Raw genomic sequence first — 15,256 nt, 5'->3', positions numbered from 1 at the left:
GCGTCCGGGGCGCGCCGTCGTCAAACCCTGGCGGGTACCACCCCGGGTAGCCATCGCTGCGCCGCCGGTCATCCAGTGGGGCGGGGCCAGCCCTCACTAGACTCGGGCCGTGGCAGAACGCCGTCCGGCGGTCACAACTGCACAGAAAGTGGGTAGCAACCCTTGCACCTGGATGGTGTAGCGCAGAGCATTGACGCCGTGTCCGAATGGCCGATCGCGCAGCTCATCCCGTGGGGTGCCTTCGTGGTTGCGCTGATCGTGCTCGGTGTCGTGATCGTGCGCGCCCGGCGGCCGAACAACGTCATCGAGGACGCCATGCTCGAGGCGGTCTACCTGATGTCGAAGGCCACGCCCGACCTGCGCGAGGGGATCGACGAGAACAGCGCGGACAGGATCACCTCGCGCCTGCTCGAACTGCTCAAGTGCGTCGCGGTCGGGATCACCGACGGTGAGGGCACGCTCCTGTCCTGGGACGGCGAGGCGAACGACCACTACGTCGACCTGGTCGAGGCGATCGGGTCGGCGATCCGCAAGGCGCGGCGCGAGGTCGTCGGGCACGAGAAGATGCCGTGCAACCACCGCGGCACCTGCCGGATGCGCACCGCGGTCATCGTCCCGCTCATCGTGGAGAACAGCACCGAGGCCGCGCTGATCGTGGTCGGGAAGTCGCGCGGGAAGCGGATCGTGCAGATGGCCGACGCGGTCGCGCAGTTCGTCTGCACCCAGTTCGAGCTGGCCCGCCTCGACGAGTCCAAGCACCAGCTGCAGCAGGCCGAGATCAAGGCGCTGCGCGCGCAGATCTCGCCCCATTTCGTCTACAACGCGCTGAACACGATCTCCTCGCTCATCCGCACCGACCCCGAGGAGGCGCGCGACCTGCTGCAGGAGTTCGCCGACTTCACGCGCTACTCGTTCCGGACCTCGGGCATGTTCACCTCGCTCGCCGAGGAACTGCGGAACATCGACCGCTACCTGACGATCGAAAGCGCGCGGTTCGGCGGCAGGCTCGAGGTACGGCTGAAGATCGCCCCCGAGGTGCTGTCGGTGGTGGTGCCGTTCCTGATCATCCAGCCGCTGGTGGAGAACGCGGTCAAGCACGGGCTGGCGAACAAGCCGACCGGCGGCATGGTCACCGTGACCGCGCAGGACTACGGCACCGAAGCGCTGATCAGCGTCGAGGACGACGGCATCGGCATGGACCCGATGCGGCTGAAGGAACTGCGCGACTCGCACCGCAGCGGCGCGCACGTCGGGCTCGGCAACATCAACCAGCGCATGCGGCAGCTCTTCGGCGACGAGTACGCGCTGATGGTGGAAACGGCCCCCGGCGCGGGCATGAAGGTGACGCTGCGGGTGCCGAAGTTCGCGCCCGGCGTCCGCACGAACCTGCCCGACTACTCGTCGTCCTCGGCCGAGGTGCCGGAACAGACTCCGCGAGAGCCACCGGCCCAGCCCGGCCGCCATGACCGAGCGGCCCGCCGAGCCTGAAGTGCCTAGGGTGGACCCATGGGCATGACCGACAAGCTGGCTTCGCGCATTCCGGCGCTCGCGGACCGGGTCGACCGGTCGGACGTGGTCGCCGTGGTGAAACTGCACGGGGTGATCACGCCGACGCCGTCCCCGCTGGCCAGGGGTTCGATCAACCTCGCCTCGATGGAGTCGGCGCTGACCCGCGCGTTCGACCACGACCGGCTGCGGGCGGTCGCGCTGCTGATCAATTCGCCCGGCGGGGCGCCGACCCAGTCCGGCCTGGTCGCCGAGCGGATCCGCCAGCTCGCGGACCGCAAGGACGTGCCGGTGCTCGCGTTCGCCGAGGACGTCGCCGCGTCCGGCGGATATTGGCTGGCCTGCGCGGCGGACGAGATCTTCGCGCACCGGACCTCGATGGTCGGCTCGATCGGGGTGCTCAGCGGCGGGTTCGGGTTCACCGGGCTGCTCGAGCGGTTCGGCGTGGAGCGCAGGCTGCACACCGCGGGGGAGAACAAGTCGCGGCTCGACCCGTTCAGCCCGGAGAAGCCGGAGGACGTCGAGTGGCTCAAGAAAATGCACTCCCAGCTGCACGAGGTGTTCGTCTCGTGGGTCCGCGAGCGGCGCGGTGACCGGCTGAGCGACGCCGAGGACCTGTTCACCGGTGACGTGTGGCTCGGCCAGCAGGCGCTCGAACTCGGCCTGGTGGACGGGATCGGCAACCTGCGTGAGGTGATCGAAGACCGGTACCCCGGCGCGGAAATCTCGATCGCGGAGCCGAAGCGGCCGCTGCTCGCGAAGCTCGGGCTGTCGGCGCCCGCGGCGGCGTCGGCGATGCTCGACGCGGTGAGCCAGCGCGCGACGTGGTCGCGTTTCGGCCTCTGACCCCCGAACGGCGGCAGACTTCGGGCGCCCCGTGCGCGTCTTTCGTCCAGGGTGTTCTCACGCGCGGCGCGCTGCCTCTGGACATTGCGGCCTGCAATGGGCAGGATGCGAGTCACTGTGAGTGCTCACGAAGACACCCCAGACCCCAGGCAGCTCCTCGTCCTCGCCGTGGACGATGAGCCACACGGCCTTGCCGAACTTTCGCACTGCCTGATGAACAACGCGAACGTCCGCCGCGTGTTCAGCGCGTCCGACGCGTCCGACGCGCTGCGCATGCTCTCGACGGACGACGCGGAGGTCCGCCGACGACGCGAGCTCGGGTACCCGGCCATCGACGCCGTCTTCGCCGATCTCGAAATGCCCGGTCTGTCCGGGATGGAGATGTCGCGCGTGTTCGCCGCGCTCGATCCCGCACCGGTGCTCGTCTTCGTCACCGGCCACGCGCACGAGGCGGTCAACGCGTTCGACCTCGGCGCCGTCGACTACGTGCTCAAGCCGTGCCAGCAGGAGCGGCTGGACCGCGCCGTCAAGCGGGTCGTCGAGAAGCTGCTGAGCAACCCGATCGCCGAGGCCGTGCCCGGTGCCGAGCCGGTCAAGAACGACGACGAGGTCATCCCCGTCGAGCTCGCCGGCACCACCAAGCTCATCCCGCGGTCCACCGTCCGCTGGGTCGAGGCGCAGGGCGACTACGCGCGGTTGTTCACCACCGAGGGCAGCCACCTCGTCCGCATCCCGCTCGCCCAGCTCGAAGAGCGGTGGGAGAAGGCCGGGTTCGTCCGCATCCACCGCTCCTTCCTGGTCGCGCTGCCGCTGATCACCGAACTGCGCATGGGCCAGGGCGGCTACCAGGTGGTGATCGGCAACGAGGAGAAGGTGCTGCCGGTGAGCAGGCGCCACACCCGCGAGCTGAAGGACCGGCTGGTCGGTTCCGCGCGGAACGGGTAGGCCCGGTGGCCGCCGACGAGTACCAGCGCCGGATCGACGGGGTCCGCGAACCGGACCCGACGCTCGGCAAGAACCTCCCGCCGCGCCCGCCGCCCGCGGCCGAGCCGGTACCGCCCGCGCCCGCACCGCTGACCCCGGCGCCGCAGGTCAAACCGCCGCGCCGCCAGCGGGTCGTGCTCGCCGATCCCAAGCAGGGCACCACGACCCTGCGCGCGCGGGTCGAACTCGAGGAGCAGACGAGCTGGGGCGAGCTGCTCATCAAGGACCTGGTGAAGGCGCAGCTGCGGACCGGGCTCCTGCTCGCCGTGCTCGTGGTGGGGGTGCTCGGGTCGCTTCCCGTGCTGTTCTTCCTCCTGCCGGGGTTCGCCGGGGCGTCCGTGATCGGCGTGCCGTTGCCGTGGTTCCTGCTCGGCGTCGTACCGTTTCCCCTGCTGTTCGGTGTCGGGCTCTGGTACAACCGGCTCGCCGAACGGCATGAACGTGACTTCGTCGACATGATCGAGAGCTAGACCTCGGCACCGCCGAGCAGCCAGGTGCGAGGATTTCCGTTGTGCAGCTGAACCCGTGGGCGTTGGCGGCGATCGTCGTGGTCGCGGCCGTCACCTATCTGCTCGGGCACCGCTCGTCCCGGTTCGCCACCACGACGCACGACTTCCTGGTCGCCCGCCGGACCGTCCGCTCGCGCCGCAACGCCGCCGCGATCTCGGGCGAGTACCTGTCCGCGGCGTCGTTCCTCGGTGTCGCCGGGGTCGTGCTGAAGGACGGCGCGGACGCGCTGTGGTACCCGATCGGCTTCACCGCGGGCTACCTGCTCCTGATGCTGTTCGTGGCCGCGCCGCTGCGCCGGTCCGGGGCCTACACGCTGCCCGACTTCGTCGAAGCGCGCCTCGAATCCCGTTCGCTGCGGCGGTTTTCCACCGCTTTCGTGGTGTTCATCGGCGTGCTCTACATGGTGCCGCAGTTGCAGGGCGCCGGGCTGTCGCTGGCGATCATCCTGCCCACCCCGGTCTGGCTCGGCGCGATCGTGGTGACGATGCTGGTGGCGCTCAACGTGATCGGCGGCGGCATGCGCGCGATCACCGTCGTGCAGGCGTTCCAGTACTGGCTCAAGCTGTTCGCGATCGCGGCGCCCACGTTCGTGCTGTGCGCGGTGTTCTGGACCGGTGGCGCGCCGGAGGGGGCGACCCCGCTCGCCGCGCCGACCTCGCCGGTGTTCACCGAAAACACGCACATCGACGTCCAGACGGGCGTGCGGCTGCAGGTCGACAACCTGACCGCGGTGCGCGTCCGCGATCCCGGCGCGAAGGCCGACCACGAGGCCGTGTGGCTCGCGAACAGCGAGCACGAAGTCGCCGACGGGACCACGCTGACCTTCCCGGCCGGTGCGTCGGTCCCGGTCGTCTCGGGTGCGCCGGTGCACAACGAGAACTGGCTGCGCCCGTCGTCCAGCGGGGTCGACGACCTGCTCACCACGTACTCGCTGATCTTCGCGACCTTCTTCGGCACGATGGGCCTCCCGCACGTGCTGGTGCGCTTCTACACCAACCCCGACGGCAAGGCCGCGCGCCGCACCACCGTGCACGTGCTGTTGCTGCTCGGGCTGTTCTACCTGTTCCCGACGATCTTCGGCGCGCTCGCGCGGATGTACGTGCCGAAGCTGCTGGTGTCGGGGCGGTCCGACGGCGCGGTGCTGCTGCTGCCGTCCGCGATGGTGCCGGGCGTGCTCGGGCAGATCATCGGCGCGGTGGTCGCGGCGGGCGCGTTCGCGGCCTTCCTGTCGACCTCGTCGGGGCTGCTGGTGAGCGTGGCCGGGGTGGTCTCCACCGACATGCTTCCCGGGCGGGTCAAGGACTTCAGGCTGGCGACCGTGCTCGTGGTCGCGGTCGCCGCGACGCTGGCGGTGGTGCTGCGGCCGCCGGACATTTCGATCAGCATCGGGATGACCTTCGCGCTCGCCGCGTCCACGTTCTCCCCGCTGCTGGTGCTCGGGATCTGGTGGCGCGGCCTGACCTGGCCCGGCGCGATGGCGGGCATGATCGTCGGCGGCGGTTCCGTGCTGGGGGCGTTGGTGTACAACAACCTCTGCTCGTACACCGGCTGGTACATGCCGTGGTGGTCCGAGCAGCCCGCGATCGTCACCGTGCCCGCCGCGTTCATCGTGACCGTGCTGATCAGCCTCGCCACCCGCAAGCACGTGCCGGCCGACGTCAACCCGATCATGCTCAGGCTGCACGCGCCGGATCCGCTCGGGTTCATGCGCGACCGCGCGGTCGCCCGGTTCGGGCAGGCCGAGGAAAAGGTGCGGATGGGCAAGGGACGGCATCGCAAGTAGTCGGCCGGTCAAGGCGGGGTAATCGGCCGCTGAATGAACCCGGTTGGCGGTTTCCCTACGCCGCGTGAACTGAATGTGTCGACGATTTTCTCGATCGCGACGACAAGCGGACATAACGTCCGATCTCGATCCACTATCGATCTACGTTCGGTAATCCTATTCACTCAAACGGATTACACGCGCTCGCCGGGTATGCGGGGCATGATCTCCGTATTGCTCAGGTAATGACCGTTCAACGAATAAGGCGGATCGGTGCATCACTCGACAGGTTGGTGTCAAGGCCCGATCGGAGCACGAGGAGGGTCGCGATGAGTGCGACGGAAGAGGGCCTCGACGGCGAGTCCACAGCGGACACCAAGTGGGAAGAGGTCCAGGCGAGCCCGGAATTCGTGGAGTTGCGTCGTCGGTTGCGGGTGTTCGTGTTCCCGATGACGGTGGTGTTCGTGGTGTGGTATTTGGCGTATGTGTTGCTGGCGGATTACGCGCATGGGTTCATGGCGACGAAGTTGTTCGGGAATGTGACGGTGGGGTTGGTTTTCGGGTTGTTGCAGTTCGTGTCGACGTTCGTGATCACGGGTTTGTACGTGCGGTACGCGAATCGGAAGCTGGACCCGGTCGCGGACACGATCCGTGCTGATCTGGAAGGAGAGGCCCGATGAGTCACACCGTGCTGGCGGCGGGGGTGGCGGGGTCGAACCCGACGCTGAACATCGCCATTTTCGCGGCGTTCGTCGCGATCACCCTGGTGATCGTGTTCCGCGCCTCCCGTAACACCAAGACCGCGTCGGACTACTACGCCGCGGGGCGGGCGTTCACCGGCCCGCAGAACGGCATCGCGATCTCCGGCGACTACCTCTCGGCCGCGTCGTTCCTGGGCATCGCGGGGGCGATCGCGATCAACGGCTACGACGGGTTCCTGTACTCGATCGGGTTCCTCGTCGCCTGGCTCGTCGCGTTGTTGTTGGTGGCGGAGTTGTTGCGGAACACCGGCAAGTTCACCATGGGCGACGTGCTGGCGTTCCGCATGCGCCAACGCCCCGTCCGCGCCGCCGCCGCGATCTCCACCCTCGCCGTGTCGTTCTTCTACCTGCTCGCCCAGATGGCCGGCGCGGGGGGCCTGGTCAACCTGCTGCTCGGCGTCACCGGCGCCACCGGGCAGGCCGTGGTGATCGCCGTGGTCGGCGTCATCATGATCATCTACGTGCTCATCGGCGGCATGAAGGGCACCACCTGGGTCCAGATCATCAAAGCCGCCCTGCTCATCATCGGCGCCTTCGCCATGACCCTCTGGGTGCTGGGCAAATACGGGTTCAACCTCTCCACCCTGTTCCAGCACGCCATGGACCAGCCCAAGAGCAAAGGCCAGGCCCTGCTCTCCCCGGGGGCGCAGTACGGCAAGACCGGCACCAGCAAACTCGACTTCCTCTCCCTCGGCATCGCGTTGGTGCTCGGCACGGCGGGGTTGCCGCACGTGCTGATGCGCTTCTACACCGTGCCCACCGCCCGCGACGCCCGCCGCTCCGTCGTCTGGGCGATCGGGTTGATCGGCGTGTTCTACCTGTTCACCCTCGTCCTCGGCTACGGCGCCGGCGCCCTCGTCGGGCCCACCACGATCAACAACGCCCCCGGCGGCGTCAACTCCGCCGCCCCACTGCTGGCCCAAGCACTCGGGGGCCCGGTTCTGTTGGGGTTCATCGCCGCGGTCGCCTTCGCCACCATCCTCGCCGTCGTCGCCGGGCTGACCATCACCGCATCCGCCAGCTTCGCGCACGACGTGTACGCCAACGTCATCAAACGCGGCAAAACCGACTCGAAGGCCGAAGTGCGGGTCGCCCGCTACACCGCTCTGGTGATCGGCGCGGTCGCGATCATCGGCGGCATCCTGGCCAAAGACCAGAACGTCGCCTTCCTCGTCGCCCTCGCCTTCGCCGTCGCCGCCTCCGCGAACCTGCCCACCATCCTCTACTCGCTGTTCTGGAAACGGTTCAACACCCAAGGCGCCCTCTGGTCCATCTACGGCGGACTCGGCATCACCATCATCCTCATCGTGTTCTCCCCCGCCGTCTCCGGCGGCACCAAACCCATGATCAAAGGCGTCGACTTCCACTGGTTCCCCCTGGAAAACCCCGGCATCGTCTCCATCCCCCTCTCCTTCCTCCTCGGCGCCGCCGGAACCCTCCTGTCCAAAGAACACAACAAAGCCAAATACGCCGAAATGGAAGTCCGCGCCCTCACCGGAGCCGGAGCCGAAAAAGCAACCCCCCACTAACCACAACGACCAGCGCCCCGGACCTCGCGAAGAGGTCCGGGGCACTTTCACGCGCGTCTGACGGGACCGCATGGCAGCATGAGCGCCGTGGTCTACCCAGAAGAAGTCCCGACGGCGTCGGTGCGGGACCTCCCGCTCGACGGCGCGCTGCTGGACGTGCGCGAAGACGACGAGTGGGCCGCGGGGCACGCCCCCAACGCCGTCCACATCCCGCTGGGCGACCTGCCTGCCAGAGTCGGTGAGCTCGCCGAGTTCCCCGAGCACCAACCGGTGTACGTCGTGTGCCGCACCGGCGGCCGCTCCGCCCGCGCCACCGCCTGGCTCAACGCCAGCGGCTGGGACGCGGTGAACGTCGCAGGCGGCATGAAGTCGTGGCTGACCGAGGGCCGCTCGGTCGTCACCGACCGCGAGAACGCCGAGCCGGAAATCCTCTGACCCGTGCAGCCCGGTCCGTACCCACCGCACTCGCCGCAGACGCACCGCGGCGGGCCGGTCGCGTACGCTGGGCGGCTCGCCACGGGCCAGCCGAGGCCGCGGCTGCGGTGGGTGGCCTCGCCGCCGCCCGGCGCGGGCCCGCCCCGGCACCGGACTCCGGACAACCGCTACCACGGCCCGCCGTCTTACCCGGTGCCGCCGCGCTGGGGCTTCCCCGGCCTCGTCTGGCGCCAGCCGACGGTGGTCCCCGGCACCGCTTCGAACGCCGTGCACCCCGCCCAGCGGGTCCGGCTGCTCGCGCGCAACACCACGGCCGTGCTGTGGACGGTCGGCGCGCTCGCGCTGATCGCGTCGGGCGGCGAGTTCTGGCGGTACGTGCTGCTCGTGCAGAGCCGGAATTCCGCGCTCAGCACGAGCGTGGTCGGCGCCTCGGACGCGCTCGTCATCACGGCCTCCCTGCTGACCAGCAGTTTCGGCCTGATCGCGCTCGTCACCACGTTGTGGTGGCTCTCCGTGGCGCGGATGGCCGCCGCCGACGCCGTCGGCGAGGAACCGGCGCGCCCGCCGTGGCAGGTCGCGGTCGCGGTGCTGGTGCCGGTGGTGAACCTGGTGATGGCCGGGTCGGTGGTGGCCGAACTGGAGCACACCGTGCTGCGCAGGCCCGCCACCGAACGGCCGCGGCCCTCGGTGCTGGTGCGCTGGTGGTGGGCGGCCTGGGTGCTCAACGGCCTGCTGCTGATCGTCACGCTGTGGTTCCGCTTCCGCGACGGCATCCAGGCGCAGGCCGACGCCGTGCTGCTGGGCGGGCTGCTCGACCTGGCCGCCGCCGCGTTCGCCGTGCTCACCTCGCTGGTCGTGCGGCGGATGACGGAGCTGCTGGCCCCGATCGACGACGGCAGGCTCCGCAGGCTGCGGGTGCTGAAGGTGACCGGCGCGCCCGAACCCGTGCTGCGCTCGCGGCCGGTCGGCGCCGCGCGCTGATTCAGCCCCTGGTGACCGGCAGCGTGCGCAGGCCCCTGATCACGAACTCGGGCCGCCGCGACGGTTCGCCCGCTAAACGCAGCTCAGGGAGCCGCCGGGTGAGCGCGTCGAGCGCGGCGGCCAGTTCGATCCGGGCGAGCGGCGCGCCGACGCAGTAGTGGATGCCCGCGCCGAACCCGAGATGCGCGTTGGGTGCCCTGGTCACGTCCATGCGGTCGGGATCGGCGAACACGAGCGGGTCCCGCGCGGCGGCGCCGAGCAGCGCGGCGATCTTGTCGCCCGCCGCCAGCCGGTAGCCCGCGATCTCGACGTCCGCGGTCGCGGTGCGCTCGAACAGCTGCAGCGGCGCGTCGAACCGGATCAGCTCCTCGACCGCGACATCGCGCGGCGCCCCGTCGACGAGCGCCTGCCACTGGTCACGTCGTCGCAGCAGCGCCGCGACCCCGTTCCCGAGCACGTTTACCGACGCCTCGTGGCCCGCCATCAGCAGCAGCGCGCCGGTGGCCACCACCTCGTCGCCGGAAAGGTCGCTCGCGGCGAGATCGCTGATCAGATCCTCGCCCGGATCGGCCGCGCGCACCCGCGCGAGATCGCGGAGGTACTCGGCGAACTCGGTGGCCGCTTGTTCCGCGGCGCGCTTCCCCTCGTCGCTCAGGCCGTACTCGTACATCCGGACGATCGCGTGCGACCAGGGCACGAGCAGGCCGCGGTCGGCTTCGGGCACGGCGAGGAGTTCGGCGATGACCTGCACGGGCAGCGGCTCGGCGACCTCGGTGAGAAGATCGCCCGCGCCGTCGGCGTCGATCTTCTCGGCCAGCCGCGCGACCAGGCCATCGGCGAGCGCCTCGACGGTCGGCCGCAGCCGCTCGACGTGCCCGCGCCCGAACGCGCCCGCGATGGTGCGGCGGAGCCGCGTGTGCGCGGGCGGCTCGTTCTCGAGCAGCGAGTTCCGGTGCAGCATGTTGAACGACACGAACTGGTCGAGCGGTGTCGCGTCGGCCCAGATCCGGCCGAGCGACCGATGCCGCAGCACCGCCGAACAGGCCGCGTGCGAAACCGCGACTGCGAGCCCCAGCCCCTCGTGCCAATGCACGTCGCCGCGCTCGCGAAGCTCGGCGAACCGCGGGTACGGATCGGCCAGGAACCCGGGATCGCTCGCGTCGAACACCCGGCGAGTTTAGTGCAGTTAGCGGGCTAAACGCGCTCAGAGGACGTGGGTGACGAGGGTGCGCGCCCAGGCGGGGTCGCCGGGCTGGGCGGTGTAGGTCGCCCGGTAGTAGAGCGGGCCGAGCACGAAGTCTTCGACCTGTTCGACCGTCGGCGGGTGGCCGCCGCGTTCGGTTTCGCGCGCGAGCATCGCGGCGAGCTGCGCGCGCCGGTCCACCACGCACACGTCCGCCGGCCCGTTCTTCGACGCGCCGACGGTGGCCCGCATGAGCGCGGACACGTCGGGGTCGGCGAGGTCGGTGGCGACGTCGGTGGCCCATTGTTCGAGATCGCCGCGCAGGGTGCCGGTGTCCGGGACGACGAGATCGCCGCTGAACCGGTTGATGGCGACGGCGGCCAGTAGTTCGCCGACCGAGCCCCAGCGCCGGTAGACCGTGGTCGAGTGCACCCCGGCCCGGTCGGCGATCACGGGGATGGTCAGCGCTTCGACGGTGGATTCCGCCAGCAGCTCCTCGACGGCGCGGTGCACGGCGGCGCGGACCCGCGCGGAGCGGCCGCCGGGGCGAAGCTCGCCGGGGGCCTTCGGACTCACGGACATCTCCTCATTGTTGCACCGCCGCACTAACGCAGCGATCGCTGCTTTCATGCTACCTTCGAGTCTAACGCAAAGATCACTGCGAGGAGTGGCATGACCGCCGTTACCGAAACCAGACCGGCGACCCGTTCGCCGAAGGCCTTCGCCGCCGTCGCGGCGATCGTCGTGCTCTTCCTGGCCGCCTCCAGCGCGCCGTCCCCGCTCTACGTCGTCTACCAGCGGCAATGGGGGTTCTCGTCGAGCGTGCTGACGCTCGTGTTCGCCATCTACGTGGTCGGGCTGCTCGGCTCGCTGCTGGTGGTCGGCGCGCTTTCGGACCACGTCGGCCGCCGTCCCGTGCTCGCCTCGGCGATCCTGCTCGAAGCGCTTTCGCTCGGCGTCTTCCTGGTCGCGGGCGACGTCACGGTGCTCTGCGTGGCGCGCTTCCTGCAGGGTGTCGCCACCGGCGCCGCGACGACGACGCTCGGCGCCACCCTGGTCGACCTCAACCCGCCGCACCGGCCCGGCCGGGCCGGTGCCGTCAACGGGATCGCGCCCGCGACCGGGCTCGCGCTCGGCGCGCTGGGCTGCGGCGCGCTCGTCGAATACGCGCCCGCGCCGACGCACCTCGTCTACGCGGTCCTCCTCGCGGGCATGGTCATCGCCGGGATCGTCATCCTCGCGATGCCCGAACCCGCGCAACGCCGCCCCGGCGCGCTCGCGTCGCTGCGCCCGCGCGTCGGCGTGCCGTCGCACCTGCGCACCGAGGTGCTGACCGTGGTGCCGGTGCTGATCGCCACCTGGGCGCTCGGCGGGCTCTACCTCTCGCTCGGCCCGTCGGTCGCGGCGGAGCTGTTCGGCCTGCGCAACCACCTCGTCGGCGGGCTCGTGGTGACACTGCTGTGCGGATCGGCCGCGCTCAGCGCGTTCGTCCTGCGCAAGCAGCCCGCGACCCGGCTGCTCGGCCCGTCCGCCGCGACGCTGGCAGCGGGCACGCTGGTCACGCTCGGCGGGATGCTCGCCGGGTCCGCGGTCCTCGGCGGGGTGGGGACGGCGGTGGCGGGTGCCGGGTTCGGCGCCGCGATGCTGGCCTGCTTCGGCACCTTCGGGCGGATCGCCGCACCGCACGAGCGCGGCAAGCTGTTCGCGGTCGCCTACGTGATCGCCTACCTGGCGTTCAGCGTGCCCGCGGTGGCCGCCGGGTTCGCCAGCGCGGCGGCAGGGCTGACCGGCACCGCCGAGGTCTACGGGCTCGGGGTGGCCGTGCTCGCGGGGGTGGCGCTGCTGGCCCGCCGCCGTGTGCCGTCGCCGGTTGGGTAGCGTCTGCCGCGAGGAGAAAACGAGGAGGATCGACGTGGGCAAGGCAGCGCGCAAGAAGGGCCCCAAGAAGGACCGGGCGCCGAAGGTACGCGACGTTTTCGTCGGCCAGCCGTTCGAGGGCCTCGCGGCGGAGCCGGAGCTGATCGCGCTACGGGAGTTCATCCCCTCCGCCACCGTCGAACTGTCCCTTGTGGACAGTCTTGCCCAAGCGGCCGATCGGACGGTCACGCTGGGCACCGTGCTGCCGATGGCCGCGGCCGCGTTCGTCCGCTCCGACGGCAAGGCCTACGTGGGCACGCAGGTGCAGACCCGGTCCTCCGACATCAGCCGCGATCTCGGCAGGGCGATCCGCTGGGTGCTCGACGCGAAGCCGGGCGATGTGCTGTCCGTGCCGGACACCACCACCCCGCCCGCCGAGGGCGAGCGCCTGCAGGACCTGCTCGTCGCGGACGCGGAGCTGGCGCCGGAACTGCACAAGGACTTCTCGTGGTGGCTGCCCGAGGACGCCGATTCCAGCGGCGAGGTCGGCGCTTCGCTCGAACGCGCGAACGAGGCGATCATGCCGACCGAGCGGATCGGGCCTGGGGCCTACTGGGTCGACGCCGGTGAGAAGGCGCACCTGCGCTGGGTGCGCCCCGAGCAGGAGAACCTGCTGCTGCAAGCGCTTGCGCGGCTGTCCGCGGCCGGGGAGATCGGGCTCGGCGAAGGCTCGCGCTACGCCGGGTCGTTCCGCGCGCACGGGTTGCTGGTGCCGGTGTGGGACCTCGACCCCGAGGCGCACGCCCGCGAATGGGAAGACGGCGCGAAGCAGCTCGGCGAACGGCTCGACGCCGCGCTGAAGTCGCTCGACACCGAGCCGCTCAACGCCGCCGAGCGCCGTGCGCGCGACGGGCTGATCGGCCGCCAGCTGACCCTGCGGTGATTCTGCACATCTGCGTCGAGGAGGACTGGGCGGCCGGGGCCGACCCGTATCGCCCGGCGTCCCTCGACGACGCCGGTTTCGTGCACTGTTCCGATCCGGGCACCGCGCACATTCCCGCGAACGCGCTTTTCCGCGGTCGCGAGGACCTTTTGCTGCTCGAAATCGATCCGTCAAGAATCGACGCGCCATTGCGCTGGGAAGTGGGAGATCCACCGCATCCGGCCGGAATCTGGTTCCCGCACGTGTACGGGCCCATTCCCCGCGAAGCCGTGGTGGCCGTCCACCCGTTCCCGCCGGGCCGGGTCGGCACCTTTTCACTGCCGTCGTCGATCGCGAACCGGTAACCGCGCGCAACGAATGTCCGCTCGGGACGTCCCCTGAACGAATCACCACCCGGAGACAACCCGCGAGGTTTGTGATGCGTTCTGCACGTGGAGCACGTGTAAAGCCAGGCAAACGTTCCGCGGAAGGGGGCGCTACCGTGACCGCAATGCTGCCTGCCGTCTCAGGGGGAGAGGGCAGCGCGGTCACGGCGTGGAGCGGGAGGGAATCCTCGGTGTCCGGCGACCTCGTGGACTTCTCCGAGTTCGTGCAGGCGAGCCTGCCCGGACTGCTCCGCTACGGCCACGCCCTGACCGGGAACCCGCACGACGCGGCCGATCTCGTGCAGACCGTGCTGGAGAAGATCGGATCGCGCTGGACGCAGGTGCAGCGCAAGACCGGTGATCCGCTCGCCTACGTCCGCCGGTCCATGGCCAACGCCCACATCAGCAGGTGGCGGCGGACGAAACGGGAGAACCTGGTCGCCGACATCCCGGAGACCAGCGCGGTCGCCGCGGTCGACCCGTTCGAGCACGAACCGCTGTGGCAGGCGTTACGGGATCTGCCGCCGAGGCAACGCGCTGTCATCGTGCTGCGTTACTACGAAGGATTGTCCGAGGTGGAGATCGCCGCGGCGCTCGGCGTGAGCCAGGGCACCGTGAAGAGCCAGGCGAGTAAAGCGCTCGCTTCGCTTCGGGTGAAGATGACTTCCGTGCGGACCGATGCCGGAGGAAGGGAAGACGCTTGAGCAGCGAAGACGCGCGCTTCCCAGCGGAGGAGTCATGAGTACTGACGACGAGCTCGACACCGAACTGCGCAGGCTGTTCGGCGACGAGCGGCTCGACGTCACGCCGAGGGCAGGCGCCGAGGACGGCATCGTGTCCGGCGCGCGCCGCATCCGGCGGCGCCGCTCGGCGGTGACCGCGGGCGCGGGCGCGCTGACCGCCACCGCGCTGGTCGCGGGCGGGCTGATCTTCGCGACCGTGCCCAGCCAGAACGCGGCGGCACCCTCGCAGGACGAACTCGCCCGCGCGCAGGCATCGTCGGTGTCCTCGGCCGTGCCGCCGCCGCTCGCTCCGCCGCCGGTACCGCAAACGAGCGTGAACACGTCGTCGGCGCCGGTGATCACCCCGCCGCCGAGCCAGGTGAGCGGCAAGCCGCCGTCGAAGGGCAAGCCGTCCGCGGGCGCGGTCACGCCGACGAAGCCGCAGACCAGGTCGTCCGGTGTGCTCGGGCCCGACGGCTACGGCGCGCTGAAGATCGGCATGTCCTTCGACGACGCGGTGGCCGCCGGCCTGCTCGCCAAGACCGCGAAGCCGCCGGTCGGCTGCGGGACCTACGACCTCGCCGAAGGCGCCGCCGCGGTGGACAACGTCCGGATCTCGGAGAAGGCGGGCGTGAACCAGATCTGGGCGAGCGGCGCCGCCACCCCGGAGGGCATCGGCGTCGGCTCCACCGAGGAGGCAGTGAAGAAGGCGTACCCGTCGGCGGCGCTGAACCAGTACGGCCAGTACGTCGTGCCGTCCGCGCCCGGGGCGACCTACGAACTCGCGGTCCACACCGGCACCGTGAACCAGTTCCACCTGACCAGCGAGAACCAGGACTGCACGGCAGGCTGAACCGTACTCGCGAACGAAA

16 protein-coding genes are annotated in these 15,256 nt (G+C 70.3%); 14 read left to right on the top strand and 2 right to left on the bottom strand.

From position 1 onward, the window contains the following. Positions 1-189 precede the first annotated feature (189 nt). From HUW46_RS18770 to HUW46_RS18730, 9 genes are all read left to right on the top strand, one after another. Positions 190-1,488, top strand: coding sequence for a sensor histidine kinase (locus tag HUW46_RS18770; RefSeq protein WP_215549960.1), 1,299 nt, complete (start codon positions 190-192; stop codon positions 1,486-1,488). An 18-nt stretch (positions 1,489-1,506) separates the two neighbouring features. Next, entirely contained in the window at positions 1,507-2,352 is an 846-nt protein-coding gene (locus HUW46_RS18765; protein WP_215548506.1) for a S49 family peptidase, read from the top strand. A gap of 105 nt (positions 2,353-2,457) precedes the next feature. Further along, positions 2,458-3,297 carry a LytR/AlgR family response regulator transcription factor gene (locus tag HUW46_RS18760; RefSeq protein ID WP_215548505.1) on the top strand — a complete coding sequence of 280 codons (840 nt, stop codon included), beginning with the start codon at positions 2,458-2,460 and terminating at the stop codon, positions 3,295-3,297. Positions 3,298-3,302: 5 nt separating this feature from the next. Then, positions 3,303-3,806, top strand: a complete 504-nt coding sequence (locus tag HUW46_RS18755) for a hypothetical protein (RefSeq protein WP_215548504.1) — start codon at positions 3,303-3,305, stop codon at positions 3,804-3,806. Positions 3,807-3,847: 41 nt separating this feature from the next. Then, positions 3,848-5,629 carry a sodium/solute symporter gene (locus HUW46_RS18750; protein ID WP_215548503.1) on the top strand — a complete coding sequence of 594 codons (1,782 nt, stop codon included), beginning with the start codon at positions 3,848-3,850 and terminating at the stop codon, positions 5,627-5,629. A 308-nt stretch (positions 5,630-5,937) separates the two neighbouring features. Beyond that, the gene (locus tag HUW46_RS18745) at positions 5,938-6,288 is read left to right on the top strand and encodes a DUF485 domain-containing protein (protein ID WP_215548502.1); all 351 of its coding nucleotides are present in this window, start codon (positions 5,938-5,940) and stop codon (positions 6,286-6,288) included. Further along, on the top strand, positions 6,285-7,898 hold the full coding sequence (locus HUW46_RS18740; RefSeq protein ID WP_215542352.1) for a solute symporter family protein: 1,614 nt from the start codon (positions 6,285-6,287) through the stop codon (positions 7,896-7,898). Before HUW46_RS18745 ends, HUW46_RS18740 begins: the two co-directional genes overlap by 4 nt. Positions 7,899-7,976: 78 nt before the next feature. After that, positions 7,977-8,333 (top strand): rhodanese-like domain-containing protein, encoded by a 357-nt coding sequence (locus tag HUW46_RS18735; RefSeq protein ID WP_215548501.1) that lies wholly within the window; start codon positions 7,977-7,979, stop codon positions 8,331-8,333. 111 nt (positions 8,334-8,444) lie between these two features. Next, a complete protein-coding gene (locus HUW46_RS18730; protein WP_215549959.1) occupies positions 8,445-9,314 on the top strand; it encodes a DUF4328 domain-containing protein in 870 nt (289 codons plus the stop codon). A 1-nt stretch (position 9,315) separates the two neighbouring features. Here the strand turns inward: HUW46_RS18730 and HUW46_RS18725 are convergent, their stop codons facing one another. Further along, positions 9,316-10,482: a cytochrome P450 gene (locus tag HUW46_RS18725; protein WP_215548500.1), complete on the bottom strand. Its 1,167-nt coding sequence runs from the start codon at positions 10,480-10,482 to the stop codon at positions 9,316-9,318. A gap of 36 nt (positions 10,483-10,518) precedes the next feature. Continuing rightward, positions 10,519-11,073, bottom strand: a complete 555-nt coding sequence (locus tag HUW46_RS18720) for a TetR/AcrR family transcriptional regulator (protein WP_254126306.1) — start codon at positions 11,071-11,073, stop codon at positions 10,519-10,521. A gap of 96 nt (positions 11,074-11,169) precedes the next feature. Here HUW46_RS18720 and HUW46_RS18715 point away from each other — a divergent pair, with 96 nt between their 5' ends. From HUW46_RS18715 to HUW46_RS18695, 5 genes are all read left to right on the top strand, one after another. Further along, the gene (locus HUW46_RS18715; protein WP_215548498.1) at positions 11,170-12,375 is read left to right on the top strand and encodes an MFS transporter; all 1,206 of its coding nucleotides are present in this window, start codon (positions 11,170-11,172) and stop codon (positions 12,373-12,375) included. Positions 12,376-12,409: 34 nt separating this feature from the next. Continuing rightward, positions 12,410-13,297: a DUF5926 family protein gene (locus HUW46_RS18710; protein ID WP_215548497.1), complete on the top strand. Its 888-nt coding sequence runs from the start codon at positions 12,410-12,412 to the stop codon at positions 13,295-13,297. Further along, entirely contained in the window at positions 13,294-13,641 is a 348-nt protein-coding gene (locus HUW46_RS18705) for a DUF952 domain-containing protein (protein WP_215548496.1), read from the top strand. Before HUW46_RS18710 ends, HUW46_RS18705 begins: the two co-directional genes overlap by 4 nt. Positions 13,642-13,853: 212 nt before the next feature. Next, a complete protein-coding gene (locus HUW46_RS18700; protein WP_254126623.1) occupies positions 13,854-14,366 on the top strand; it encodes a SigE family RNA polymerase sigma factor in 513 nt (170 codons plus the stop codon). A 34-nt stretch (positions 14,367-14,400) separates the two neighbouring features. Then, the gene (locus HUW46_RS18695; RefSeq protein ID WP_215548494.1) at positions 14,401-15,237 is read left to right on the top strand and encodes a hypothetical protein; all 837 of its coding nucleotides are present in this window, start codon (positions 14,401-14,403) and stop codon (positions 15,235-15,237) included. Positions 15,238-15,256 lie beyond the last annotated feature (19 nt).

The sequence above is a fragment of the Amycolatopsis sp. CA-230715 genome (genome assembly GCF_018736145.1).
Taxonomy (GTDB): domain Bacteria; phylum Actinomycetota; class Actinomycetes; order Mycobacteriales; family Pseudonocardiaceae; genus Amycolatopsis.
Note: the sequence above shows the minus strand (reverse complement) of the source record. Positions and strands in the feature narration are given on the sequence as shown.